Raw genomic sequence first — 23,986 nt, forward strand, 5'->3', positions numbered from 1 at the left:
GTCCGGCCACCGCCGGGCTGCCCACGAGGCGCCGTCCGCACGCTGCGGGCGGCGCCTCCGCATGTCCGGGGTGCGCCCCGGCTGCGCCGCGGGTCGCCCGGGGCTCAGTCGCGGGCGGGCACCCCGAGCAGGACCTCCAGCTCACCGAGGGTGGTCTCGGCGCCGGTGTGGCGCACCCCGACCGCCCCGGCCGCGGCGGCGCCGCGCACGCACGCCCCCATGTCGTCGACGACGACGCAGTCCCCCGCGGGCAGGCCCAGCTCCGCCGCGGCGGCGGCGAAGGAGTCCGGGCTCGGCTTGCGGGCCCCGCGGACCGCACCGAGGAGCACCGTGCCGAACGCCGCGGCGACCTCGTCGGGCACCGCGTGCGCGCCGGAGAACAGTGCGGTGCGGACCCCCGCCGCCGCGGCGCGACGGGCGTAGGCGAGCAGCAGGGCCCCGTCGGCGGGGTCGTCGAGCACCCCGCCGTAGTCGACGATCAGGCCACGCAGGGTCCGGGTGTCCGCCACCCGGCCGACGGTACCGAGTGTCGCCGCCTCCCGGGGCGCTCCGCGGCTCAGTCGAGGGCCCGGCGCAGGAAGCCGCGGATCCCCAGCAGGGTGAACAGCACGATCGCCGCCACCGGGACGAGCACGCACACCCACAGCGGGATGTGCGGGACCTGCGGCACCAGCGACGCGCGGATCCCCTCGCTGACGTAGGTCAGCGGGTTCACCGCCGACAACACCTGGAACCAGCGCAGGTCGGCCAGGGTGAGCCACGGGTACTGCACCGAGCCGGTGAACAGCAGCGGTGTGAAGATCACCGCGAACAGGATGTTGATCCGCCGCGGCGGCACCGCGGTGCCGATGGTGAGCCCCATCGCCGCACCGAGCAGGCTCCCGAGCACCACCATCAGCAGCGCGGGGGCCAACCCCTCGGCCGGCCACCGGATGTCGATCATCGCGAATCCGATGGGGACCATCAGCAGACTGGCGAGCAGGCCGCGCAGCCCCGCGAAGGCGATCTTCTCGACGGCGACGGCCCACACGGGCATCGGCGCGAGCAGCCGGTCGTCGATCTCCCGCGTCCAGGACAGCTCGAACACCAGCGGCAGCGTCACCGCCTGCAGGGCGCCGAACATCGCGTTCAGCGCGATCAGGCCGGGCAGCATGATCTGCCCGTACTCGGGTGACACGAAGCCGCCGCGGCCGAGCACCACGACGAAGACCAGCAGGAAGAAGAACGGCTGCACCAGCGTCTGGGCGAGGAACGACGGCAGCTCCCGGCCGGTGACGAACAGGTCGCGGCGCAGCACCGCCAGGAAGGCACGCCCGGTCATCGCAGGTCCCTGCCCGTCAGGTCGATGAACACGTCCTCCAGCGTCGCCTGCCCCAGACTGACGTCGCGCACCGTGGCGCCGTGCCGCCCGAGCAGGTCGACGGCCGGCGCCAGCAGCGCCGCCGGCTCCGCGGTGACCGACAGCCGGAACGCCGACACGGTGCCGTTCTCCCCCGGGCCGCGGCCCGGCGGGGTCTCGGCACGCGCGACACCGCCCAACCCGGCCAGCGCCACGCGCAGCGTCTCCGCCGCACCGGGCCCGTGGTCGGCGACGATCTCGACGGTCGCGCTGCCCGGCAGCGACCGGACCAGCGCGTCCGGGGTGTCCAGCGCGAGCAGCCGCCCGTGGTCGACGATCCCGATCCGGTCCGACAGCTTGTGCGCCTCGTCCATGTCGTGGGTGGTGAGCACGACGGTCACGCCCTCGTCGCGCAGCCCGCTGATCTGGTCGTGGACGAACAGCCGGGCCTGCGGGTCCAGGCCGGTCGAGGGTTCGTCGAGGAACAGCACCTCCGGGGAGTGCATGAGCCCGCGGGCGATCATGACGCGCTGGGCCTGGCCGCCGGACAGGTCGTCGGCGACGGCCTTCGCCTTGTCCGTCAGCCCCATCCGTTCCAGCAGCTCGTCGGCGCGGCGGTTGCGCTCCGCCCGCCCGACGCCGTGGTAGGCGGCGTGGAAGACCAGGTTGTCGCGGACACCGAGGGAACGGTCCAGGTTCTGGCGCTGCGGGACGACGGCCAGCTTCGCGCAGACGGCAACGGCGTCGGCACGCACGTCGAGCCCGGCGACCCGGGCCGTGCCCGAGGTCGGCACCACGCGGGTCGTCAGCACGCCGACGGTCGTGGTCTTCCCGGCGCCGTTGGGCCCGAGCAGCCCGAACACCTCACCCTCGGCCACCGAGAACGACAGGCCGTCGACGGCGTTGCCCTTCGCCTTCGGGTACCGCTTCACCAGGTCGACCACCTCGACCGCGGTCCGTCCCATCGCACTCCCCCGCCGATCACGTCACGTCGGGCCGATCCTGCTCCAGGTCGGCGATCACCGCGAGCAGGTAGGCGCGGACGGCGTCGTCGAGCCCGTCCGCCGGCTCCCGCAGCCACGGTCCGCGCCCGTCGGGGCGGGCGTCGCGCCACCGGTCCCGCCCGGCGTCGGTGAGCGCGACGAGCCGTACCCGCCGGTCCGCCGGGTCCCCGCGGCGGGCCACCAGCCCCGCCGCCTCCAGCGCGTCGACGACCGGGGTCAGGCTGGTCGGGGCGACCCGGACCCGGGCGGCGAGCTCGCGCTGGGCCAGTCCGCCGCACCGCTCCAGCACGTCGAGGACGGCGAACCCGGTGACACCGAGGCCGTGGCCCCCGGTCCGCCGCCGGCGTTCGGCGAGCACCGCCGCCCCGGCCCGGACGACGAGGTCGGCCAGCGACTCCGCGGGGCCGTCCACCGGGTCGGGAGCGGCGACGAGACGGGGCGGGGTGAGGTCGATGCGTCCCGGTAGGTGGGGTGCGGGCATCGCGGGAGGGTAGGACGCGGCGGGGCCCTGCGGGGGCGGTCGGGCGGGGCCGGTCGCGTTCGTGAACACCGGCCCCACCGGAGGGCGGCTCCCGACCGTGGCGCAGGCACCGCTCGCCTCCGTGGCTCCGTCGGGGCGCCGGACCACGCCGACCGCACGTGCGCCCCCGGACCGTGCGGCACCGGATCGTGCGGCACCGGATCGTGCGGCACCGGACGATCCGGTGGCGGATCCGGGCCGGGCCCCGTCGCGGCCACCGGGACCGTCGCAGTCTGGCGCCGTGACCACGACGACGACCGGCACCGCCCCGGCGGGGGGCGCCTCCGGCCCGCGGACCGACACCACTCCCGGCACACGCGCCGCGCCCGCGCCACCGCCTCCCGGGAACCGGGCCCGTCCCGCCCCGGTTGCGGCCGGCCACGCGCGGCACGCGGCCTCGCGGGTGGGGACGGCGGCGCCCGCCGTCGCCCCGGCACCGGGCGCCGACACCGGTGCCGTCGACGCGTCCGGGTCCCCGGTCACGTCCGCGCAGGCCGGGGCCGTCGACGGGCAGGCTCCGCCGCCGCCCGGCCCCGGCGCGCTCCTGGTCCGCACCCCCGCCGAGGTGCCGGAACCGCTCGCACCGGGGGTCGTCGTCGTCCTGCCGGGTGGGTTCCGGATGTCCTCCGGACCGGCGCCCGCACCGCGCGGGGCGGTCCGCCCCGTCCCGGCGCCGACGGTGCCCGAGGAGACCTCCCCGGCCGACGCCGAGCGGGTCCGGGCCCCGGCCCACGAGATCGTCCGGCTGCTGACCGAGGTGCTCGCCGGGCGCCGCCCGCCGGACGGGGTCACCGCCGTCACCACCCCGGCGGTGCGCCGCTACCTGACCGCGGCCCGGATCGTGCACCCGGCGCGCCCGCCCCGTGGCCGCCCGGGCCCCGGGGGACGGGTCGGTGCCCCCGGTTGCGGGAGCCCGGGCGGCTCGACCGCACGCCGGGCGCCGCGGGTGCACCTCGGTCTGCCTCGGCCGGACGTCGCCGAGGTCTGCGCGACCGTCAGCGTCGCCGGGCGGGTGCGTGCCCTGGCGCTGCGGCTGGACCGGGCGCCGGACGGCCGGTGGCTCGCCACCGCCGTCCGGCTCGTGTGAGGCGCGACGCGGCCGAGCCCGGCCGGCGGCGCCCGGAGCTCAGCGCCGCCGGCGGGCCTTCTCCGCGCGGCGCCGCTCGGCGCGGTTGACGCCGTCGTCGCCGTTCGGGGACGCCCCGTGGCCACGGGCCGGGACCTGGTGACGACCGGTACGACCGGTGCCCGGGGCGGCCGCCCCGCCCTCGCCGCGACGCGCGACCCCGCCGTCCTCGCCCGGGCCGCTGTACTGCAGGTTCTGCGGCGGGCTGGTGCGGAACAGGTTCGGCAGGACCACGGTGGACTCGGCGGGGTCCTCGGCCGGGACCCGGCGTACGACCGGGATCTCGGTCGTCTCCGGCTCGGCCTCCTGGACGGGGGCGGCCGGCTGCTGCACCTGGACGACGACGTTGAACAGGTGCCCGATCGTCTCCTCCTTGATGCCCTCGAGCATCGCGGAGAACATGTCGAAGCCCTCGCGCTGGTACTCGATCACCGGGTCGCGCTGGGCCATGGCCCGGAGCCCGATGCCCTCCTTGAGGTAGTCCATCTCGTAGAGGTGCTCGCGCCACTTGCGGTCGATGACCTGCATCAGGACCTGGCGCTCGAGCTCGCGCATCCCGCCCTGGGCGCCGATCAACGCGTCGATCTCGGCCTCGCGCCGGGCGTACGCGGCCTCGGCGTCGGCGAGGATGACCCGCTCGAGCTCCTCGGCCGACAGGTCGTCGATGTCGTCGGCGACGGTGCGCCAGTCGAGCTGGATCGGGTACAGGCCCTTGACCGCGGTCCACAGCTTCTCGAGGTCCCAGTCCTCGGAGTAGCCCTCGGCGGTGGCGCCGGCGACGTAGGCGTGGATGACGTCCTCGAGCATGTTGCGGGTCTGGCGCTGCACGTCCTCGCCGTCGAGGACCCGGCGGCGCTCGTCGTAGATGACCTTGCGCTGCTGGTTGAGCACCTCGTCGTACTTGAGGACGTTCTTGCGGATCTCGAAGTTCTGCTGCTCGACCTGGGTCTGCGCGCTGCGGATCGCGCGGGTGACCATCCCCGCCTCGATCGGCACGTCGTCCGGCAGGTTGAACCGGTTCATGATCGACTCGACGACCTGGCCGTTGAACCGGCGCATCAGCTCGTCGCCGAGGGACAGGTAGAAGCGGGACTCGCCCGGGTCGCCCTGACGGCCGGACCGGCCGCGCAGCTGGTTGTCGATGCGGCGGGACTCGTGGCGCTCGGTGCCGAGCACGTAGAGCCCGCCCGCGGCGCGGACCTCGTCGGCCTCGGCCTTGACCTGCTTGCGCATGCGGTCGAGCACCGCGTCCCACGCGGCCTCGTACTGCTCACGGGTCTCGACCGGGTCCAGGCCCTGGCTGCGCAGCTCCAGGTCGGCGAGGAACTCGGGGTTGCCGCCGAGCATGATGTCGGTACCGCGACCGGCCATGTTCGTGGCGACGGTGACGGCGCCCGCGTGCCCGGCCTGGGCGATGATCTGTGCCTCACGCGCATGGTTCTTCGCGTTGAGCACCTCGTGCGGCACCCCGCGGCGCAACAGCAGCGTCGCCAGGTACTCGGACTTCTCGACGCTCGTCGTACCGATCAGGACCGGCTGGCCCTTCTCGTGCTTCTCGGCGATGTCGTCGGCGACCGCCTCGAACTTCGCGGGCTCGGTCTTGTAGATCAGGTCGGCCTGGTCGGCGCGCACCCGCGGCCGGTTCGGCGGGATCGAGACGACCGACATCTTGTAGATCTCGTGGAGCTCGGCGGCCTCGGTCTGGGCCGTACCGGTCATGCCGGCGAGCTTGTCGTAGAGCCGGAAGAAGTTCTGCAGCGTGATCGTCGCCAGGGTCTGGTTCTCCGGCTTGATCTCGACGCCTTCCTTGGCCTCGATCGCCTGGTGCATGCCCTCGTTGTAGCGACGGCCGGCGAGCACACGACCGGTGAACTCGTCGACGATCAGGACCTCACCGTCGTTGACGATGTAGTCCTTGTCCTTCTTGAACAGCTCCTTGGCCTTGACCGCGTTGTTCAGGTAGCCGACCAGCGGGGTGTTCGCGGACTCGTAGAGGTTGTCGATGCCGAGCTGGTCCTCGATCAGCGCGACACCCTCCTCGGTGATGCCGACGGTGCGCTTGCGCTCGTCGACCTCGTAGTGGATGTCCTTGGACAGCATCGGCGCGAGCCGCGCGAACTCCTGGTACCAGCGGGCGCTCTGCTCGGCCGGGCCGGAGATGATCAGCGGCGTGCGGGCCTCGTCGATGAGGATCGAGTCCGCCTCGTCGACGATGGCGAAGTTGTGCCCGCGCTGGACCATGTCGGCGGTGTTCCACGCCATGTTGTCGCGCAGGTAGTCGAAACCGAACTCGTTGTTCGTGCCGTACGTGACGTCGCAGGCGTACTGCTCGCGGCGCTGCGCCGGGGTCATCTCCGACAGGATCACGCCGACGGTGAGACCGAGCCAGCGGTGGATGCGGCCCATGGTCTCGGAGTCGCGCTTGGCGAGGTAGTCGTTCGTGGTGACCACGTGCACGCCGTCGCCGGGCAGCGCGTTGAGGTAGACGGCCAGCGTCGAGGTCAGGGTCTTGCCCTCACCGGTGCCCATCTCCGACACGTTGCCCATGTGCAGCGCACCGGCACCCATCAGCTGCACGGTGAACGGACGCTGACCCAGCGTGCGCCGGGCGGCCTCGCGCACGGTGGCGAAGGCCTCGGGCAGCAGCTCGTCGAGCGACTCGCCGTCGGCGTGGCGACGGCGGAACTCATCGGTCTTGGCGCGCAGCTGCGTATCGGTGAGGCCCTCGAAATCGGGCTCCAGTCCGTCGATGTGCGCGGCGATCTTCGCGAGCCGCTTCACCAGCTTGGTCTCGCCGGCCCGGAGGAGTCGACTCAGGAAGGGCACTGCCGACCTCATTCACGTCGCGGTCAGGTCACGGGGCCCCACCACGGTCTCCGCGCACGCCCGGCACCCGGTCGGCGCCGTGAACGGCACCGGCGCGGCACCGGCGCGGCGCGGCGGGCGGACCCCCGCCGACCATGGTACGGGCACGCCGTGGCAGGTCCGCGCCGCGGCGGGGACAGCTCACCCCGTCGCGGCGCGGCCACCGCCGGTCGTGTGCCGTCAGCCGTCGAGCCGGATCACGCCGTAGTCGTAGCCGCGGCGGCGGTAGACGACCGAGGCGCGACCGGTGTCACTGCAGGAGAACAGGTAGAAGTCGTGACCGACGAGCTCCATGCGCGAGAGCGCCTCGTCGACGGTCATCGGGGTGGCCGGGTGGGTCTTCTCGCGCACGATCCGACCGGGCCGGTACTCGGCCTCCCACTGCTCCTCCAGCCGGAGCAGCTCGTCGTCGGTGAGGGACTCGTCGTGGCTGCGCGGTGCCGGGATGGTGTCGGTGACGGGAGGGGCCGCTTCCATCAGCGCGACGGCCGAGGCGTCGGCGGCTGCGCGGGAGGCGGCCACGCGGTCGCGGCGGCTGGGCTTGCGGCGGTCGTGGGAGCGGCGCAGCCGTTCGGCGAGCTTGCCGACGGCCATGTCGAGCGCGGCGTAGAAGTCGGCGGCGGAGGCCTCGGCGCGGGCGACGGCTCCGCAGCCGCCGCGCCCGGTGATCTCGACGCGCTGGCAGGACTTCTGCTGACGGCGGTTCGGCTCGTGGAAGAGCTCCACCTCCATTCCGACGATCTTGTGGTCGTGGCGCTCCAGGCGGCTGAGCTTGTCCTGGACCAGGCCACGGAAGTGCTCCGGCACCTCGACGTTCCGGCCGGTGACGACGATCTCCACTCGAACATCCCTCGCTTCAGTCGTGCTGAACCCGGGACCCGACGACGGCCCCGGGGGGTGGGCTCGCGGTCGTTCCTCCTGATGTGGTAGCGGTCGGAGTTCAGCGGACGTTATCGGGAAATCCGCCTCCGGGACAGGTCGTTCGCCGACCCGTCGGGTGGACACCCTGGTGCCATCGGACGCGGTGTGCGACGACCCTGCGGCACCCGGGTGACCCGTCGCCCGCGGAGCGGCACGCTCACCTCCGGATCGCGCTTCCGGCGACCACTGTGGACGACTGACCGGCAGATCGGCTGACCCGCCGACCCGTGTGACCGCTGTCACAGTCGGCCACCCGGTAGGCGCCGTCGGGCCGAGGCGTCGGCGAGCACCACGGCACCCACGGCGGGCAGTCCGGATGCGGCGAGCGCCGCCCCGCAGGCCCGCAGGGTCGCCCCGGAGGTCACGACGTCGTCGACCAGCAGCACCGCCTCCCCCGGGGCCGCGGGCACCGGCTCGCGGCCCCGGGCCGGGTGCAGCGCCGAGGCCAGGTTCGCCGCCCGGCCCGCGCCGTCGAGCCCCACCGAGTCCCGGGCGCGGCGGTGCAGGGCCAGGACCGCATCGGTGCGGGCCGGCAGCCCGGAAGCGGTCAGCAGCGGCGCCAGCGCCCGGCACAGTCGCAGCACGTGGTCGCCGCCGCGCACCCGGGCCGCCGACGGCCGGGACGGGGCCGGCACCAGGCGCACCGCGGCCGGGTCCGGCGTCCCGTCGGCCCGCGGCGCGAGCACCGCCGACACCGGGCCCACCAGCAGCCCGGCCAGATCCGGCGCCAGGTCCCGCCGGCCGCGCTCCTTGTAGGCCAGCACGGCCCGGCGCAGCGGCCCGCGGTAGCGCCCGGCGGCCGCGACCCGGCCGGCGCCGGGCACCCGGACCGGCACCGGGCCCGCGGTGTCCTGCGCGCAGGCCGGGCACCAGCCCCCGCTGCCGGGCGGCCCGGCACCGCAGCCACCGCAGGTCCGGGGCAGGAGGAGGTCCAGCAGGGCGGCGGCCGGGGACGGGGCTCGGGTCGGGGTCACGGCTCCGATACTCGCCCCCGGCACCGTCGCCGCGGCCCCGCCGGAGCCCGCCCGGGCCGGGTTGTCCACAACCGCCGGAGTTGTCCACAGGCCGGGGGTCCGGCCACCGTGACCCGCTCAGCCGGGGTAGAACGGCTGTGCGGCCGCGCCCGTCCCGCCCGCCTGCTGCCAGGCGTCGAACTCGCCACCGGAGTAGCTCCACAGGCCGGTCCGGTCGGTCACGTACAGCGGGCGCCCCTCGGCGGCGGCCAGCGCCCCCAGCGGCGCGGTCAGGTTCGTGCCGGGGATCTGGTCCAGCCGCAGGCCGTCGGCGCTCACCTCGGACATGGGGCGGTCCGAGTCGGACGCGACCACGATCCGGTCCGCGGAGTGCCAGTCGATCGACACCACGTCGTCGAGGTCCCCGGGGCGCAGGCGCCGCAGCGGCCCGACGGCGACCTCGCCGTCGTCGACCGGGACGATCGGGGCGACGAGCAGCGCACCGTCGGCGACGACGGCGATCCGGCCGCCCTCACGCGCCAGCGCGATGTCCCCGATCCGGCCGAGCGGCGTCAGCCGGCCCGCGTCCACCGCGCCCTCGACCGGCGGCCCGGACGGCGGGACGAGGACCCGGCGCAGCCTGCCGTTCACGACCGCCCAGATCTCGTCGCCCGCCCCGTTCCAGCTCAGCGAGCGGACGTCGGCGCCGGACACCGGGGTGGCGGTGAGCTCCCCGCCCAGCGGGCCGGTGAGCAGCCGCTGGGTGCCCGTCGACTCCCGGGACACGACGGCGATCCGCCCGCTGCGCGCGGACGCGGCGGCCTCGGTGATGTCGAACGAGCCGTTCCCGGCCTGCCCGGCGACCGGTGCCGCCACGCCGGTCGCGCTGAGCTGACGGACCCGGCCGCCGTCGACGACGTAGGGGAACGCGGGGGCCCGGCCGGGGCCGGCGACGAGGTCGGCCTGGTCCGCGGCCGACACCGTCGGCGTCGCGGGGACCAGCGGTCCGCCGTCGGCCAGCAGCTCCACCCGCGGCACGCCCACCCCGCCGAGGGTCTGCGCGACCTGCGCGGCGAGCAGCTCCCGGTCCTGCGGGGACAGCCCCGACACCCCGGTCAGCTCGATCGACGCGGTGCCCGCCGCGGGGTCGGTCGTGGCCGAGCGGATCCGCGCGGTCGCCGGGAACATCGTCACCGCCGCCCCGGCCAGGCCGGTGGACGGCCCGCGCAACAGCACGTCGACGGCGTCCATCGCGAGCTCACCGGGACGCCCGCCGCGGATGTAGTGCCCGTCGGGCAGCAGCATCCGGCGGACCGGGTCGACGAACCAGGCCTGCAGCTCGCGGTAGTGCGAGCGGAAGTCCGACAGCCGGACCATCACCCCGGGCGGTGGCCGGTCGATCCGCCAGCGCTCGCCCTCCCGGACGACGCCGACGTCGACCTCGACCCGCTGGGGGGAGGACTCGAACGCCCCGCCCGGCCCGACCGTGCCCAGCCGGGTGCCCCGCACCCGCACGGTCATCCGGTCCGGGCCCGGTGTGCCGTTGTCCGGCGACACGACGGTGTCGAACCGCTCGTCCAGGACGGTCAGCGACGCCGCGTCGTCCCAGCCCGACGCCGACGCCGACAGGTAGCGGCGGGCCTGCGCGTGCCGGTCGTCGGGCGAGCCGGAACGGTAGACGAACCCGCGGACCAGGCCGAGCGGCTCGTCGTCCTCGATCGGGCCGCTCAGGTTCTGCTCGGCGGCCTGCTCGCCCTGGCGCAGCACCTGCACGTCGGACTGCTGGGGCACCGTCGCGCACCCGGCGACGACGGCGGCGGCGACCGTCACGACCAGCGCCGCCAGCGCACGGCGGGCGGTCACCGGTCGCCGCCCGGGTCGGTGATGGCGCGCTCGGCGGGCTGCATCGGCGCGTGCTCCTCGGGGCGCAGCCGCCACAGGTCCTCCTCGCGCAGGTCGCGGCCGATCCCCTGCGGCGGGGTCGGTACCGAGCTGCCGTTGCGCCGGTCCCCGGCCGCGGCGGCGGGCGGGCCGAGCGGCAGCGGCGAGGCGCTGATGTGCCCGCCCACCTCGCGCGGCAGGGTCAGCCGGAACGCCGAGCCGTTGCCCGGCTCGCCCCAGGCCTGCAGCCAGCCGCCGTGCAGCCGGGCGTCCTCGATGCTGATCGACAGCCCGAGCCCGGTGCCGCCGCTGCGCCGGGCCCGCGACTCCTCGGCCCGCCAGAACCGGTTGAACACCAGGTCCGCCTCGCCGGGCCGCAGCCCGACGCCGTGGTCGCGCACGACGACGGCGACCGCGGCGTCGTCGCCGGCCACCGTCACCTCCACCGGGCGGCCCTCGCCGTGGTCGATCGCATTCGCGACGAGGTTGCGCACGATGCGCTCCACCCGGCGCGGGTCGGCCTCGATCAGCTCACCCGCCGGCAGGTCCAGGACGAGGTCGGTGCCGGCGTCGGCGGCGATGCCGCGCACCGCGTCGGTCGCCCGCCGCACCACCGCGGACAGGTCGACCCGTTCGGCACCCAGCTCGGCCACGCCGGCGTCGAGACGGGAGATCTCCAGCAGGTCGGCGAGCAGCTCCTCGAAGCGGTCGAGCTCGGTGACCAGCAGCTCGGAGCTGCGGCGCAGCGCCGGGAGCAGCTCGTCGCGGGAGGCGTAGAGGACGTCGGCGGCCATCCGCACGGTGGTCAGCGGCGTACGCAGCTCGTGGCTGACGTCGGAGGTGAACCGCCGCTGCAGCGCCCCGAACTCCTCGAGCTGGGCGATCTGCGCGGCGAGGCTGCCCGCCATCTCGTTGTAGGACTCGGCGAGCCGGGCGACCTCGTCCTCGCCGCGCACGGCCATCCGCTCGTCGAGGTGTCCCCCGGCGAAGCGTTCGGCCACGTCGGCGGCGTGCCGGATCGGGCGGACCACCTGCCGGGTGACGAGGCTGGCGATCGCGGCCAGCAGCACCAGCAGCACCAGCCCGCCGACGATCAGCGTGCTCTGCACCAGCCCGAGGGTCAGCTGCTCACCGTTGAGCGGGAACAGCAGGTAGAACTGCAGCTCCCGGCCCGCGGTGGCGATCTTCTGCCCGATGACGAGGTTCGGGACGCCGTCGACGGTCGTGTACTGGCGGTTCAGGCTGTCCAGCGACCCGCGGGCGGTGATGTCCTGCTGGCGCGCGGTGATCTGGCCGACGTCGCCGGCGGACACCTCGGGCCCGTTCGCCGACCCGGTGGTCAGCGCGGCGCTGAACTCCCCGGCCGTCCCGGCCCGGCCGGGGCCGGTGGTGTCGGTCAGCCGTTCCAGGGCGGTGTCCAGTGTCTCCTGCACGCCCTCGCGGTCCGGGTCGACGCTCGCCAGCTGCCCCTCCAGGACCTGCCGGTTCGCGTCCGACTGGGAGATCGCGGCGTCGAGCTTGCTCTGCAGCAGCCGTTCGGCGATCTCGCTCTGCAGCACCAGGCCGAGCACCAGCACGACCGCCGACGACAGCGCCAGCGTCGAGGTGACCACCCGCAGCTGCAGCGACCGCCGCCAGGCCGCGGAGATGAGCACGCCCAGCTCGTGCGCCTGCGCCCGCAGCGGGCCCAGCGCGCGGGCGATCCGCCGGGCGCCGGGCAGCCGGGCGAGCCGGGTGCGGAGTCCGCGGCGCCGCGTCACCACGGCCGGTGCACCACCCGCGGCGCGCCGGTCACGGAGGACCGGCCTTGTACCCCACCCCGCGGACGGTCAGGACCACCTCGGGGCGCTCCGGGTCGCGCTCGACCTTCGACCGGAGACGCTGCACGTGCACGTTCACCAGACGGGTGTCCGCGGCGTGCCGGTAGCCCCACACCTGCTCGAGCAGGACCTCGCGGGTGAACACCTGGCGTGGCTTGCGGGCCAGCGCGACGAGCAGGTCGAACTCGAGCGGGGTCAGCGCGATCGGCCGGCCCTCCCGGGTGACCTGGTGCGCGGGCACGTCGATGTCGATCTCGCCGATGGACAGCTGCTCGGCGGGCTCGGCGTCGTTGCGGCGGACCCGGGCCCGGATCCGCGCGACGAGCTCCTTGGGCTTGAACGGCTTCACGACGTAGTCGTCGGCGCCGGACTCCAGCCCGAGCACGACGTCGACGGTGTCGCTCTTGGCCGTCAGCATGACGATCGGGACGCCGGACTCCGCCCGGATCGCCCGGCACACGTCGATGCCGTTCATGCCGGGCAGCATCAGGTCGAGCAGCACCACGTCCGGCTGGGTGTCCCGGACGGCGGGCAGTGCCCGCGTCCCGTCGGACACGACCGCTGTCTCGAAGCCCTCGCCCCGCAGCACGATGGTGAGCATCTCGGCCAGGGCCGGGTCGTCGTCGACCACCAGTACGCGCGACTTCATGGACGTCACTATCCCAGCCCCGTGATCAGCACCGGTGCAGCAGGGCGGGCACGAGGGCCGACGGTGCCGCGGCGGGGTCGTCGAGCACTGTCCAGCGGCTCAGCCAGGACCGCGCCGCCAGCTCCCGGTAGACGGCGTCGGTGCGGGCCTGCAGGCCGTCGTCGCTCTCGTAGGCGTCGCGGGCGCGGCCGGGCTCGGTGGCCGCGCGCGACCTCGCCCGCTCCGCGGCGACCTCCCGGGGCGGTGCCAGCAGCAGCTGGTGGCCGGGAACCGGGATGCCGAACCGGTCGATCTCCAGCGCCCGGACCCAGCCGACGACCTCGCCGCCGGCGTCCTGGCCGAGCCGGGCGGCGCTGTAGGCGGCGTTGGAGGCGGCGTAGCGGTCCACGAGCACGACGTCGTGTGCGGCGAGCGCCGCACGCAGCCCGGCCGCGGCGGCCCGGCGGTCGAGCGCGAACAGCACCGCCATCGCGTGCACCGAGGAGGCGAGGTCGCCCATCCGGCCGTAGAGCGCGTCGCGGGCCAGCTCGGCGTGCACGTCGTCGTCGTAGCGGGGAAAGGCCGTCGTGGTGACCGAGGCGCCGTGTGCGCGCAGCTCGGCGACGAGCCCCGTGGTGAACGTGTGCTTGCCCGCACCGTCCAGTCCCTCGACGACCACCAGTTCCCCCACGGCGGTCGAGCCTAGGTCAGGCACCCAGCTCCGAGACGGTGGGCCAGGTCGTCGCGAAGCCCGGGTGCAGGTCCAGCTCACCGAGCCGGTCGGTGCGCACCCAGCGCAGCTCGGTGCTCTCCGCGCCGCGCACCCGGACCGGCGGCGCGTCCGGCGTCCGCACGACGACCGTGGTGTAGCTCCAGCCGCCGTGGTCGTCGACGAACTCCTCCACCGGCGCCAGCCCGGCGACGGCGAGGGTGCTCTCCTCGGCCGCCTCGCGCAGCGCCGCCCGCACCGCGGACTCCCCCCGGTCCCGGGCACCGCCGGGGATCCCCCAGGTGCCGCCGTGGTGGCTCCAGGACGCCCGGTGCTGCAACAGCACCCGGTCGACGCCCGCCGGGTCGGCGTCGTCGCGGTGGCGCACGAGCAGCCCGGCCGCGCCGAACAGGCCCCAGTGCCGGTGACCCCGGGCGCAGTGCACCCAGCCGTCACCCGACCCGATCTCGATCGTCATCCCGACGGTGACCCCCTGGTACGCCGACGGCGCGGCGCCCCGGGAGGGGACCACCGCGCCGTCGGAACGGAGAACGCGGTACCGATGCGCGATCCGCGAGCTTCTCGCTCAGTAGCGGTAGTGCTCCGGCTTGTACGGACCCTCGACGTCCACGCCGATGTACTCGGCCTGGTCCTTGGTGAGCTTGGTCAGCTCGCCACCGAGGGCCTGCACGTGGATCCGCGCGACCTTCTCGTCCAGGTGCTTCGGCAGCCGGTAGACGTCCTTGTTGTACTCCTCGTGCTTGGTGAACAGCTCGATCTGGGCGATCACCTGGTTCGAGAAGCTGTTGGACATCACGAACGACGGGTGGCCGGTCGCGTTGCCCAGGTTCATCAGGCGGCCCTCGGACAGCACGATGACCGAGTGCCCGTCCGGGAAGATCCACTCGTCGACCTGGGGCTTGATGTTGATCTTCTTGATGCCCTCGACGCGGGCCAGGCCCGCCATGTCGATCTCGTTGTCGAAGTGACCGACGTTGGCGACGATCGCCTGGTGCTTGGCCCGCTTGAGCAGGTCGACCGTCAGGATGTCCTTGTTGCCGGTCGCCGTGACGATGATGTCGGCCTGCTCGATGACCGAGTCCAGGGTCGCGACCTGGTGGCCCTCCAGCAGCGCCTGCAGCGCGCAGATCGGGTCGACCTCGGCGACGATGACGCGCGCGCCCTGGCCCGCCAGCGCCTCGACCGAGCCCTTGCCGGTGTCGCCGTAGGCGGCCACGACGGCCACCTTGCCGCCGAGCAGCACGTCGGTGGCCCGGTTGAGGCCGTCGACCAGCGAGTGGCGGATGCCGTACTTGTTGTCGAACTTCGACTTGGTGACCGAGTCGTTGACGTTGATCGCCGGGAAGAGCAGCTCGCCGCGCTCGGCCAGCTGGTACAGCCGGTTGACGCCGGTGGTGGTCTCCTCGGTGACGCCGCGGATGTCGGAGTTGATCGTCGTCCAGCGCTGCGGGTCCTCGGCGAGGCTGCGGCGCAGGGTGTCGAACACGACCCGCTCCTCGTCGGAGACCGAGAGATCGTCGTCGTCGAAGCTCGGCACGACGCCGGTCTTCTCGAACTCGACGCCCTTGTGCACGAGCAGGGTGGCGTCACCGCCGTCGTCGAGGATCATGTTCGGGCCGACGACGTTGCCGTCGGCGTCACGGAACTTGAACAGCTGCTCGGTGCACCACCAGTAGTCCTCCAGCGACTCGCCCTTCCAGGCGAAGACCGGGACGCCCTGCGGGTTCTCCGCGGTGCCGTGCGGGCCGACGACGGTCGCGGCGGCCGCGTAGTCCTGGGTGGAGAAGATGTTGCAGGACACCCAGCGGACGTCGGCGCCGAGCGCGACGAGGGTCTCGATGAGGACCGCGGTCTGGGTGGTCATGTGCAGCGAGCCGGCGATCCGCGCGCCGGTCAGCGGCTTGGACTCCCCGTACTCACGGCGCAGGTCGATCAGGCCCGGCATCTCGTTCTCGGCGAGCCGGATGTCCTTGCGGCCGTACTCCGCCTCGGAGATGTCGGCGATCGCGAAGTCCAGGCCGCCGGCGTGCTGCAGCTTCGGGTGATCGGTCATGGGGTGGGTGCGCCTCCTCAGGCGTAAGAGTCGTACTCGTCGGCACGACGGGTGCGGTCCGGCCGGGAGGAGGAGCGGCGTACACGGGTCACGGCGTCCTCCCTCCTCGTCGGAGACAGGCGCCCTTTCTCGTCCGTGCCGGCCGGGCCCGAGCGTGGCGGCCGGTGACGGCCGCTGCAGCGCCTCTCGGCGCCCGGCGATGTCGCGACCTCCATGGTTCCGAGCCGCCGCGGGGGTGTCAACTCGTGCGTGATCAGCCCGTCAGGTGCTCGGCGAGCAGCCCGCCCGCCGCGACCTCGCGGCCGTGCGCGGCCAGCAGCCCGGCCGGGGCCAGCACGGACTCGCTGTCGACCCGCACCTCCGCCCGGGCCAGCAGCGGGGCCAGGACGGCGTCGTGGCGCACCGTGCGGGCCGCCGCGGCCAGCCCGGCCGCGTCGCGCTGGCGGAACACGCCCCCGGTGAGCACGACGAGACCGATCTCACCCGCGTCGACGGGGGCGTCCGGACCGGTGCCGGGATGCGCGGGATCGGCCAGGACGCCGGTGTGACGCAGGTGCCTGCGCAACGCGACCACCGCCGCGATCGCGGCCAGCCTGCGGTCCTCGGCGGCCGCGCCGCGGTCGGCGGGCACCGTGGCGCGCGACTCCTGCAGCGCGGCGACGGCCGGGCCGAGCAGGTCGGCCTCCACCGGGTCGACGACGCCCTCGGTCTGGGCCTCCGTCAGGACGCCGACGGCGCCGTCGCGCACCCCGAGGTCCCCCTCCACGGTCGCGGCCGCCGGGCCGGGCCCGGGGCCGCTGCGGTGCACGTCGGTGGTCGCCGACCCGACGTCGACGACGAGCACCCCGGTCCCGGTCAGCCGGGCCAGTACCCCGGCCCCGGCGCCGACCGCAGCGTGCGTGGCGGAGTGGACCAGCGCGCCGAACCGGCCGGTGCCCGCACCGAGGACGTGCCGGGCGTAGAGCGCGGCGACGGCGTCCCGCGCGGGCCCGGCGACGATCCGGCCCGGCTGCGGCGTGACGTTGGGGCAGGTCGTGACGGCCCGCCCACCGGCCAGCAGCAGGCCGAGCGCGTCGGCGCGGGCGTCGTCGTCGTCGACCGAGAGCAGCACCGGCCAGTGCCCGCGGGTGCGGGCCAGCCTGCCCGCGTTGTGCAGCAGCACCGCCGGGTCGGCACCGTCGGCACCGCCGAGCAGCAGCACCGCCCCGGGGCGGCGGCTCGACAGCTCCAGCACCGCGTCGGTCTCCAGCGGTCCGGGGTGCACCCCGACCACCCGGGCCCCCGCGGAGCGGCAGACCCGGTGCCCGGCCTCGGTGGCGATCAACGTCTCGGCCCCGACCACGGCCAGGCGCAGCGCCCCGCCCGCCGAGGAGCAGGCCAGCACCCGCGGCGCCGCACGCCTGCCCCGGCCCGCGGCGGCCGCCGCGGCGGCGACGGCCGCGTCGACCCCGGTGAGCACGTCGGGCGTGGTGGGGTGCTCGGCGAACCCCGCCGGGGTCCCGTCGGGCAGCACCAGCACGGCCTTGGTCCAGCAGGAGCCGACGTCGAGGCAGACCGCGGGCGAGTGCGGGTCGTCCGGCGACGCGTCGGTCATGGACGGCGAGCGTACCGAGGTCGGGCGGTCACAGGGAGTGTCCGCGGCAGATCCGTTGCGACCCGCACCTGCCCGAGAGGTGGGTGATCGCGGTCACCCCCGCCGGTAGGTTGATCGACGTGCTCGGACTGATGCAGGACCGCCCGCTGACCCTGCCGCACGTGTTCCACCGTGCGGAGCAGCTGTTCGCGCGCAAACGGATGGTGACCGCTCGGCCGGACGGCACCGAGGACGTCGTCACGGTGGCCCAGTGGGCCGAACGGGTGCGGCGGCTCGCGACCGTCCTGGACACCCTGGGCGTCTCCGCGGACGGCCGGGTCGGCACGTTCTGCTGGAACACCTCGCGGCACCTGGAGCTCTACCTCGCCGCCCCGTGCACCGGCCGGGTGCTGCACACGCTCAACATCCGGCTGCACCCCGACCAGCTCGTCTACGTCGCCGAGCACGCCGGTGACGAGGTCGTCTTCGTCGACCGGTCCCTGCTGCCGCTGTTCTGGCCGCACGTCGACCGGCTGCCCGGCGTCGCGCACGTGGTGGTGCTCGACGACGGCGCCGACGTCGCGGTCCCCGACGACCCGCGGATCCGGTCCTACGAGGAGCTCCTGGCCGCGGCCGAGCCGTACGCGGGCCGGTTCGTCGTCGACGACGAGGACACCGCCGCCGCGATGTGCTACACGTCCGGGACCACCGGGAACCCGAAGGGCGTGGTCTACAGCCACCGCTCGACGATTCCGACGACGAGCTCGCCGCCGCCCGCGTCCGCCAGGGCAGGCCGATGCCGCTGGTGGAGATGCGGATCGCCGACCCCGAGACCGGCGAGGAGATGCCCTGGGACGACCACGCCACCGGTGAGGTGCAGGCATCCGGGCCGTGGATCGCGAAGGAGTACTACCGCGGTGAGGGCGGCGGCGCCCAGTTCACCGACGACGGAAGGCTGCGGACCGGCGACGTCGCCACCGTCGACCCGTACGGCTCGTTCCGCCTGGTCGACCGCACCAAGGACCTGATCAAGTCCGGCGGCAAGTGGATCGGCACCGTCGAGCTGGAGAACGAGATCATGGCGCGCCCGAAGGTCGCCGAGGCCGCGGTGATCGGCGTCGCGCACCCGCAGTGGGTGGAACGGCCGCTCGCCTGCGTCGTCGTCGAGCCGGGCGCGACGCTGACCCTCGACGAGCTGCGGGACTTCCTCACCGACCGGGTGGCGAAGTGGTGGCTGCCCGACGCACTGGAGCTGGTCGACGAGGTGCCGAAGACCAGCGTCGGCAAGTTCTCCAAGAAGTCCCTGCGCGAGCGGTTCGCCGACTACGAACTGCCCTCCTGAGGACCCTCCCCGGACACGACGACCTCCAGCCAGGTGTACTCGGCCGTCGAGTCGTGCACCGTGACGCGGGCACCGTCGGGCACCGCCAGCTCCCGGCCGGGGACGACGACGAGGCTCGCGGTGACGGTCGCGCCGTCGTCGTGCAGGCCGAGCACGATCTCCCGCGCCGGGATGCCCGCCAGCGCGGGACGCAGCAGCGCCGCGACGCGACCCGGTTCGACGCACAGCCCGGCCGACGGCTGCAGGACGACCCGGCAGCCCTCCGCGCGGGCGGCGTCGAGAGCGGAGCGCAGGCCGTCGTCGAGCACCTCGGGCAGGTGCAGCTCGTCCCGGATCGCGGCGTCCAGTCGCAACGCGGTGTCCCTCCGGGTCTCGGCCTTCTCGGTCCCCGCGGCGACCGCGGTCAGGAACGGGCGCACCTCGCGGTGCAGCGACTCGATCCGGCGGTCCCGCACCGCGCGCCGCACCCGGTCGACCACCGCGTCGGCCTCGACGCGGGTCCGCCGGTCGTTCGCCTCGATCGTCGCCCGGCCGAGTCGCCGGACCGTCCGCCCGATCAGCCACGCCATCAGCGTCCCCAGCGCGGGGGCGACGAGCATCGGCATCGCGAACAGGACGACCGTCATCAGCGGTTCGGCGGCCAGGGGTCCGACGGCGAGCGCGGCGACGATGCCGACCTGCGCGGCGACCACAGCGAGCAGCGCCTCGCCCGAGCGCCGCACCGTCACCAGAACCATGAGCAGCGGCGTGGTCGCACCGATCGGCCACGAGGCGAAGGTCAGCAGGTCCGCCACCGGTACCACGAGGACGGTGGCGACCGCTCCCGCGACCGCGACGAGGGCGGCGCTCGCCGAGAGGGCCGCCCCCACGCCTCGCGCGGCCCGGACCACCAGCACCGCCGCCAGTGCGCACACCACCGCGTACCACGCCAGGAACCATCGCGACTCCGGGACCTGGTCCGGCTGCAGGGCCGCCACCAGCGCGTTCATCGCGAGGTATCCGACCAGCAGCGCGTAGAGGGGCCGGCGCACGTCTCCCGTGGCGGCGGCGAAGGAGGCGATCCGGTCGACGGATACGGGAGCAGGTGGCGGGCCGACCGGCTCCGGGGGACGCTTCAGGCACACCGTGGTCCCGTGTCCGGGCACGCTCGTGAGCGTCGCCGTCCCGCCGACCGCCCGCATCCGCCCGACGATCGACTCGTCGATGCCGGCCGACCTGCCCAGCGCCCCGGGATCGAAACCACGGCCGTCGTCGACGACCGTCACCCGGATCCCCGGCCCGTCTGCGAGTTCGATCCGTGCCTCGTCCGCGGCGGCGTGCCGGTCGACGTTCCGCAGTGCCTCGCGGACCGCACCGCGGACGGCGGCGACCACCTCGACCGGGGCGACGACCGGCTCACCGGGCAGCTCGATCCGGCACGGGGTCCGACCGTCCAATCCATCGAGCGCCGAACGGACATCGGTCTCCCGACCGGTCGACGGTGTCGGCGCGGATCCGTCGAGCGCCGCCGCGGCGCGGCGAGCCGCCGCGCGCCGCTGCGTCCCGTCCACGCCCCTGGTGGCGGCTCCCCGCAGCGCGGCGGACACCTCGTCATGCAGGACCCGAGCGAACTCCGCGGCCGCCTCCCGTTCGGCTGCCGCGGCGTCGGCAGCGATCCGGGCGGCGCGTTCGGCCTCTGCCGCGGCGTCGGCCCGGGCACCCGCGGTCCGCAGCACCGGTGCCACGACCGCGGCGATCGCTCCGCTGACGACCAGCGACCACACCCCCAGCAGCGCGGCGGGCAGCCCGTCGGTCGGAGTGCTCGTCGCGACCTGCAGGACGACGAGACCGCCGGTCCCGGCAACCGCCCACCGCGGCGTGGCCAACGTCAGCAACGGGACGATCGCGGCCACGACCGGCTGGCTGCGGTAACCGACGACCAGCCCGGGCGGCGCCTCCAGGAGGTATCCGACCTGCACCAGCGCGGCGACCAGCACGACGACGGCGGCGTCGACCGGGCCGAGCCGGGTCCGGACGCCGCGGACCGCCAGGACCGTCGCCGTCGTCACGAAGGCGACCGCCGCCGCCGTCGACACGGGGGCCCCGGCGGTGGGACCGGTACCGGTCGCACCCCGGAACGCGATCGCCGCCCAGCCGACGGCGAAGAGCACCAGCAGCGCCGCATAGGCACGCTGCAGACCGACCTCGACCCCCGACCGGAAGCTCATCCCGGATCCAGGTCGAGGTGACCGTCCGCGTAGGCACGCCACGGCAGTTCGGTGGAGTCGTCGAACACGACCCCACGGGCCGCGTAAGCCGCCAGCGCCCGCTCGCGGTAGGTCTGCAGCGTCCCCGGCGTCACGAACAGCTGCTCGGCGATCGAGCGGCGCGGCACGCCGCGCGCCATCAGCCGCAGCACGTCGAGCTGGCGCTCGGACAGCCGGACCCGGCCGGCCGGATCGTTGACGATCTGATGGGCGAGCTCACTGGAGACGTAGGCCGTGCCGCTGCCGGCGCAGCGGACCGCCTCGACCAGCACGTCCTCCGGGTCGCCCTTGAGAACCAGTCCCGACGCCCCTGCCTCGATACCCCGGCGGATCGGCGCCGGGCGTCGCTCGGTGGTGAACAGCAGGACCGCCGCGCCCCACTCACGTAGGCGGGCGACGTTGTCGGCCACGTCGCTGCCGTCGGCGAGCCTGACGTCGAGCAGCACCACGTCCGACGGGTCACCGGCGGGCAGGTCGTCGACCGTCGACGCCGCCGCGGCCCAGACGATGTCGTCCCCCGCCGTTTCCAGGTGCGCTCGCAGCCCGGTGAGGACGATCGGGTGGTCGTCGACGCCGGAGACTGTGAGCGAGGTCATGGGCCGATCCTGCCAACCCCTCCGTGGCAGGACCGACCCGCCCGACACGCTCATCCCACGTCCGGTGCGAAGCGCTGGACCAGCCAGCCGCGGTCGACGTCGATGTCCCAGGTCAGGTAGAGGTCCGGGCCCTGGGCGGTCGTGATGTACCCGGCCGCCTCCCCCGACGACACCACGTCGTACCGGAGGTCGAACGCCTCTTCCGCCGGGGAGGAATCCAGGAGGTTCTCGACGAGCGGACGCCCGAACGTGTCGGTGGCGTCCGATGCGCTCAGCGCGCGCATCGCGGCCGCGTCGCGCGCCCGCCACGCCGCCAGGAACGCGGCCGCGCTCTCCCGGAAGTGCTGCTCCTGCAAGGCGTCGCGCCGGGCGCAGGACCCGCCGTCGTCGCCGGGGGTGCCGCGGCAGAGGTCGTTGGCCTCGTTGCGGGCCCGCCAGAGCGCGTCGAGGTCCCCTCCGGCAGCCGACGGCACGGTCTCGGTCGTGGTGAACAGGCTGATCTCGCGGGCTCCCCGGTCGAGCAGCAGGGTGGTGGTGAGGTCCGGCAGCACGAACCCGGCGTACTCGACGACGGCCAGGTGACGCATCCACTTCTTCAGATCGGTCGTGGCCCGCCGGACGCCCTCCGGAACACCGCCGGCCGCCGCACGCCACGGTGCCAGCACCGTCTCCGGGCTCTCCAGCACGCACCGGGCCGAGGCGGCGAGCACCGCCGCGAGGCCGTCGTCATCCGACGTCGGCAGGCACGCCATCGCGACGAGGTACTCCAGCCCGACGGGTCCGTCGTCGAGCAGCTCGATCGCGAGATTCGTGATCACCCCGAACGCCACCCCGGTCGTGGTGTAGGAACCGGACAGGGTGAACGGGATGTCGCCGGTACCGCGCACGGTGTCTTCGGTGAGTCCCAGGTGCAGCTGGTCGCCGGGCTGCACCAGCCAGGTCCGGTCCTGTTCGACCGGCCCCTCGGCGACGCGGTCGAGGACCTCGGCGACCAGCTCGGGGGCGATGTCCTGCATGGAGCCGTACCGCCGCTCGGAGTAGGCCCAGCTCGGGGCGGCCGGGGACCGGACCACCAAGGTCGCCCCCCGGTTGTTCGCGATCTTGACGATGGCGGTCGCGGCGTCGGCGGAGTCGGCACCGACGCAGGTCAGCAGCGGGGCGTTCGGATCCCCGTCGAGGAAGACCACGTCGTCGACCCACGGCGGTCGCTCGCCGGCGCAGGTGGGCGGGTCCGTGCGCTGGTCGAAGAACCTGCCGATCGCGGCGGTGGTCGCGCCGGTGAACTCCTCCAGCCACTTCCAGCTGAGGTGCCCCACCGGGAAGACCGCTTCGGTCCGGTCGGCATTCCACACCGCCGGGATCACGTCCTCGGCCGGGATCTCCCCGGGTGCGGCCGCGCGCTGGGAGACGAGCACGACGACACCGTCGTCGGGGCGCGGGGTCGGCGGTCGCCACACCAGCGTCCACGGGGCGGTCGGCTGCCCGGACGACAGACGGAGATCCAGCGCGGGTGAGACGAGGGTTCCGAGTGTGTCGACGGTGACCGGGGCGATGTCGAGCCGCGCCCCCTCCCGGGGGACGCCGTCGGCCGGGACCCGCAGCGTGAGGTCGTCGGCGAGCCGGACTTCGGTGGGGACTCCACCGGGCAGCTCGACGCTGCTCGATCCCGTCTCCTCCGGTGCCGATCCGCCGGACACGTACCACCAGCCGAGCGCCGAGCACCCGGCCAGCAGCACGGCGACGACGCCGACGAGCGCTGCACTGCGCGTTCGTGTCACGATCCCGGCCCGTTCACATCCGCCCGGGTGCCGAGCTCGCCTCGACGGCCTGCAGCCGCCGCAGGACGCCCTCCGCGATCGGGACGCCCTTGGACATCAGATACGCGTCACGCCGCCCGAACATGACCAGGTCGAACCAGCTACGTCCGATGACCCGCAGCAGCACGTCGCGGACCGGGCCGCGGTCCTCGATGTGGATCTGCACGGCCCATCCACCGGAGAACCGCGTCACGCTCGCCACGGCGGCGAACGTCGGGTCCGTCTCGAACGGGTCCGTGGTCGGGTCCAGAGGCTCCAGGAGCACCTTGCGCGACTGTGCGGACACGTACTCGTGGAAGGCGCGCTTGATCACCTCCACCGGCAGCGGGGTAGTGAACGTGATGTCGTGGACACGTGCCTTGACCATCGCCATCGCTGCTCAGCGCCCGTCGAGCAGCCGTCGGGCCCGGTTGCCCCGGGAGCCGGACTCGCGCGCCATCCGGGCGAGCAGCAGCCGTTCGGCCGCATTCAGCGAGCCCATCCCGGTGATCTCGCCCTTGTCCAGTACCCGTTCGTACTCGTCAGCGTTCGGCACGATCACACCTCGTCTCCGGGCCGGCGATCGGCCCGCA

General features: G+C 74.4%; 21 protein-coding genes and 1 pseudogene. 3 read left to right on the plus strand and 19 right to left on the minus strand.

The window, feature by feature from the left end:
* Positions 1-104 precede the first annotated feature (104 nt).
* Genes MTO91_RS21670 through MTO91_RS21685 form a run of 4 tightly spaced genes read right to left on the minus strand, consistent with a single transcriptional unit; the run spans position 105 to position 2,824 of the window.
* Entirely contained in the window at positions 105-509 is a 405-nt protein-coding gene (locus MTO91_RS21670; RefSeq protein WP_476652533.1) for an HAD-IA family hydrolase, read from the minus strand.
* A gap of 47 nt (positions 510-556) precedes the next feature.
* Positions 557-1,321 (minus strand): ABC transporter permease, encoded by a 765-nt coding sequence (locus MTO91_RS21675; RefSeq protein ID WP_178376074.1) that lies wholly within the window; start codon positions 1,319-1,321, stop codon positions 557-559.
* Positions 1,318-2,304 carry an ABC transporter ATP-binding protein gene (locus MTO91_RS21680; protein ID WP_251784272.1) on the minus strand — a complete coding sequence of 329 codons (987 nt, stop codon included), beginning with the start codon at positions 2,302-2,304 and terminating at the stop codon, positions 1,318-1,320. Before MTO91_RS21680 ends, MTO91_RS21675 begins: the two co-directional genes overlap by 4 nt.
* A 16-nt stretch (positions 2,305-2,320) precedes the next feature.
* Positions 2,321-2,824, minus strand: coding sequence for a MarR family winged helix-turn-helix transcriptional regulator (locus tag MTO91_RS21685; protein ID WP_405415239.1), 504 nt, complete (start codon positions 2,822-2,824; stop codon positions 2,321-2,323).
* A gap of 280 nt (positions 2,825-3,104) precedes the next feature.
* On the opposite strand from MTO91_RS21685, the gene MTO91_RS21690 reads away from it, so the two are divergent.
* The gene (locus tag MTO91_RS21690; RefSeq protein WP_476652535.1) at positions 3,105-3,950 is read left to right on the plus strand and encodes an Rv3235 family protein; all 846 of its coding nucleotides are present in this window, start codon (positions 3,105-3,107) and stop codon (positions 3,948-3,950) included.
* A 39-nt stretch (positions 3,951-3,989) separates the two neighbouring features.
* Here the strand turns inward: MTO91_RS21690 and secA are convergent, their stop codons facing one another.
* From secA to MTO91_RS21740, 10 genes are all read right to left on the minus strand, one after another.
* A complete protein-coding gene (gene secA / locus MTO91_RS21695; RefSeq protein ID WP_405415234.1) occupies positions 3,990-6,815 on the minus strand; it encodes a preprotein translocase subunit SecA in 2,826 nt (941 codons plus the stop codon).
* Between the two features lie 219 nt (positions 6,816-7,034).
* Positions 7,035-7,694 (minus strand): ribosome hibernation-promoting factor, HPF/YfiA family, encoded by a 660-nt coding sequence (hpf, locus tag MTO91_RS21700; RefSeq protein ID WP_073576336.1) that lies wholly within the window; start codon positions 7,692-7,694, stop codon positions 7,035-7,037.
* 320 nt (positions 7,695-8,014) lie between these two features.
* Complete coding sequence (locus MTO91_RS21705; protein WP_308816902.1) at positions 8,015-8,749, minus strand: ComF family protein; 735 nt, start codon at positions 8,747-8,749, stop codon at positions 8,015-8,017.
* Between the two features lie 117 nt (positions 8,750-8,866).
* On the minus strand, positions 8,867-10,591 hold the full coding sequence (locus MTO91_RS21710) for an LpqB family beta-propeller domain-containing protein (RefSeq protein ID WP_405415230.1): 1,725 nt from the start codon (positions 10,589-10,591) through the stop codon (positions 8,867-8,869).
* Complete coding sequence (mtrB, locus tag MTO91_RS21715; protein WP_405415227.1) at positions 10,588-12,372, minus strand: MtrAB system histidine kinase MtrB; 1,785 nt, start codon at positions 12,370-12,372, stop codon at positions 10,588-10,590. The genes MTO91_RS21710 and mtrB overlap by 4 nt, the downstream gene beginning before the upstream one ends.
* A 28-nt stretch (positions 12,373-12,400) precedes the next feature.
* Positions 12,401-13,078: an MtrAB system response regulator MtrA gene (gene mtrA, locus MTO91_RS21720; protein ID WP_020622190.1), complete on the minus strand. Its 678-nt coding sequence runs from the start codon at positions 13,076-13,078 to the stop codon at positions 12,401-12,403.
* Positions 13,079-13,103: 25 nt separating this feature from the next.
* Positions 13,104-13,748 carry a dTMP kinase gene (locus MTO91_RS21725; protein ID WP_476652537.1) on the minus strand — a complete coding sequence of 215 codons (645 nt, stop codon included), beginning with the start codon at positions 13,746-13,748 and terminating at the stop codon, positions 13,104-13,106.
* Between the two features lie 16 nt (positions 13,749-13,764).
* Positions 13,765-14,244 carry an NUDIX hydrolase gene (locus tag MTO91_RS21730; protein ID WP_073576339.1) on the minus strand — a complete coding sequence of 160 codons (480 nt, stop codon included), beginning with the start codon at positions 14,242-14,244 and terminating at the stop codon, positions 13,765-13,767.
* Positions 14,245-14,352: 108 nt separating this feature from the next.
* Entirely contained in the window at positions 14,353-15,840 is a 1,488-nt protein-coding gene (gene ahcY / locus MTO91_RS21735) for an adenosylhomocysteinase (RefSeq protein WP_208821674.1), read from the minus strand.
* A gap of 253 nt (positions 15,841-16,093) precedes the next feature.
* Complete coding sequence (locus MTO91_RS21740; RefSeq protein WP_405415221.1) at positions 16,094-17,434, minus strand: glutamate mutase L; 1,341 nt, start codon at positions 17,432-17,434, stop codon at positions 16,094-16,096.
* A 200-nt stretch (positions 17,435-17,634) separates the two neighbouring features.
* On the opposite strand from MTO91_RS21740, the pseudogene MTO91_RS21745 reads away from it, so the two are divergent.
* Both MTO91_RS21745 and MTO91_RS21750 read left to right on the plus strand, forming a co-directional pair.
* Positions 17,635-18,111: pseudogene (locus tag MTO91_RS21745) on the plus strand (AMP-binding protein); the annotation flags it as partial.
* A 98-nt stretch (positions 18,112-18,209) separates the two neighbouring features.
* On the plus strand, positions 18,210-18,755 hold the full coding sequence (locus MTO91_RS21750) for an AMP-binding enzyme (protein WP_476652539.1): 546 nt from the start codon (positions 18,210-18,212) through the stop codon (positions 18,753-18,755).
* Here MTO91_RS21750 and MTO91_RS21755 read toward each other — a convergent pair.
* The 5 genes from MTO91_RS21755 to MTO91_RS21775 are packed head-to-tail and all read right to left on the minus strand — an operon-like array spanning position 18,737 to position 23,949.
* On the minus strand, positions 18,737-20,962 hold the full coding sequence (locus MTO91_RS21755; RefSeq protein ID WP_476652541.1) for a sensor histidine kinase: 2,226 nt from the start codon (positions 20,960-20,962) through the stop codon (positions 18,737-18,739). The genes MTO91_RS21750 and MTO91_RS21755 overlap by 19 nt on opposite strands.
* Entirely contained in the window at positions 20,959-21,597 is a 639-nt protein-coding gene (locus MTO91_RS21760) for a response regulator transcription factor (RefSeq protein ID WP_476652542.1), read from the minus strand. The genes MTO91_RS21755 and MTO91_RS21760 overlap by 4 nt, the downstream gene beginning before the upstream one ends.
* A gap of 50 nt (positions 21,598-21,647) precedes the next feature.
* The gene (locus MTO91_RS21765) at positions 21,648-23,375 is read right to left on the minus strand and encodes a hypothetical protein (protein ID WP_476652544.1); all 1,728 of its coding nucleotides are present in this window, start codon (positions 23,373-23,375) and stop codon (positions 21,648-21,650) included.
* A 13-nt stretch (positions 23,376-23,388) separates the two neighbouring features.
* Complete coding sequence (locus MTO91_RS21770; protein WP_476652545.1) at positions 23,389-23,781, minus strand: hypothetical protein; 393 nt, start codon at positions 23,779-23,781, stop codon at positions 23,389-23,391.
* Positions 23,782-23,793: 12 nt separating this feature from the next.
* The gene (locus MTO91_RS21775) at positions 23,794-23,949 is read right to left on the minus strand and encodes a hypothetical protein (RefSeq protein ID WP_476652546.1); all 156 of its coding nucleotides are present in this window, start codon (positions 23,947-23,949) and stop codon (positions 23,794-23,796) included.
* Between the last annotated feature and the right edge of the window lie 37 nt (positions 23,950-23,986).

It is taken from the genome of Pseudonocardia sp. 2-7 (assembly GCF_056341085.1).

Coding starts and splice junctions, on each gene's coding strand:
- MTO91_RS21750 (WP_476652539.1), top strand. CDS start 18,210: ATGCCGCTGGTGGAGATGCGGATCGCCGACCCCGAGACCGGCGAGGAG.
- mtrA (WP_020622190.1), bottom strand. CDS start 13,078: ATGAAGTCGCGCGTACTGGTGGTCGACGACGACCCGGCCCTGGCCGAG.
- ahcY (WP_208821674.1), bottom strand. CDS start 15,840: ATGACCGATCACCCGAAGCTGCAGCACGCCGGCGGCCTGGACTTCGCG.
- MTO91_RS21740 (WP_405415221.1), bottom strand. CDS start 17,434: ATGACCGACGCGTCGCCGGACGACCCGCACTCGCCCGCGGTCTGCCTC.
- MTO91_RS21770 (WP_476652545.1), bottom strand. CDS start 23,781: ATGGTCAAGGCACGTGTCCACGACATCACGTTCACTACCCCGCTGCCG.
- MTO91_RS21675 (WP_178376074.1), bottom strand. CDS start 1,321: ATGACCGGGCGTGCCTTCCTGGCGGTGCTGCGCCGCGACCTGTTCGTC.
- MTO91_RS21755 (WP_476652541.1), bottom strand. CDS start 20,962: ATGAGCTTCCGGTCGGGGGTCGAGGTCGGTCTGCAGCGTGCCTATGCG.
- MTO91_RS21760 (WP_476652542.1), bottom strand. CDS start 21,597: ATGACCTCGCTCACAGTCTCCGGCGTCGACGACCACCCGATCGTCCTC.
- MTO91_RS21680 (WP_251784272.1), bottom strand. CDS start 2,304: ATGGGACGGACCGCGGTCGAGGTGGTCGACCTGGTGAAGCGGTACCCG.
- MTO91_RS21685 (WP_405415239.1), bottom strand. CDS start 2,824: ATGCCCGCACCCCACCTACCGGGACGCATCGACCTCACCCCGCCCCGT.
- MTO91_RS21730 (WP_073576339.1), bottom strand. CDS start 14,244: ATGACGATCGAGATCGGGTCGGGTGACGGCTGGGTGCACTGCGCCCGG.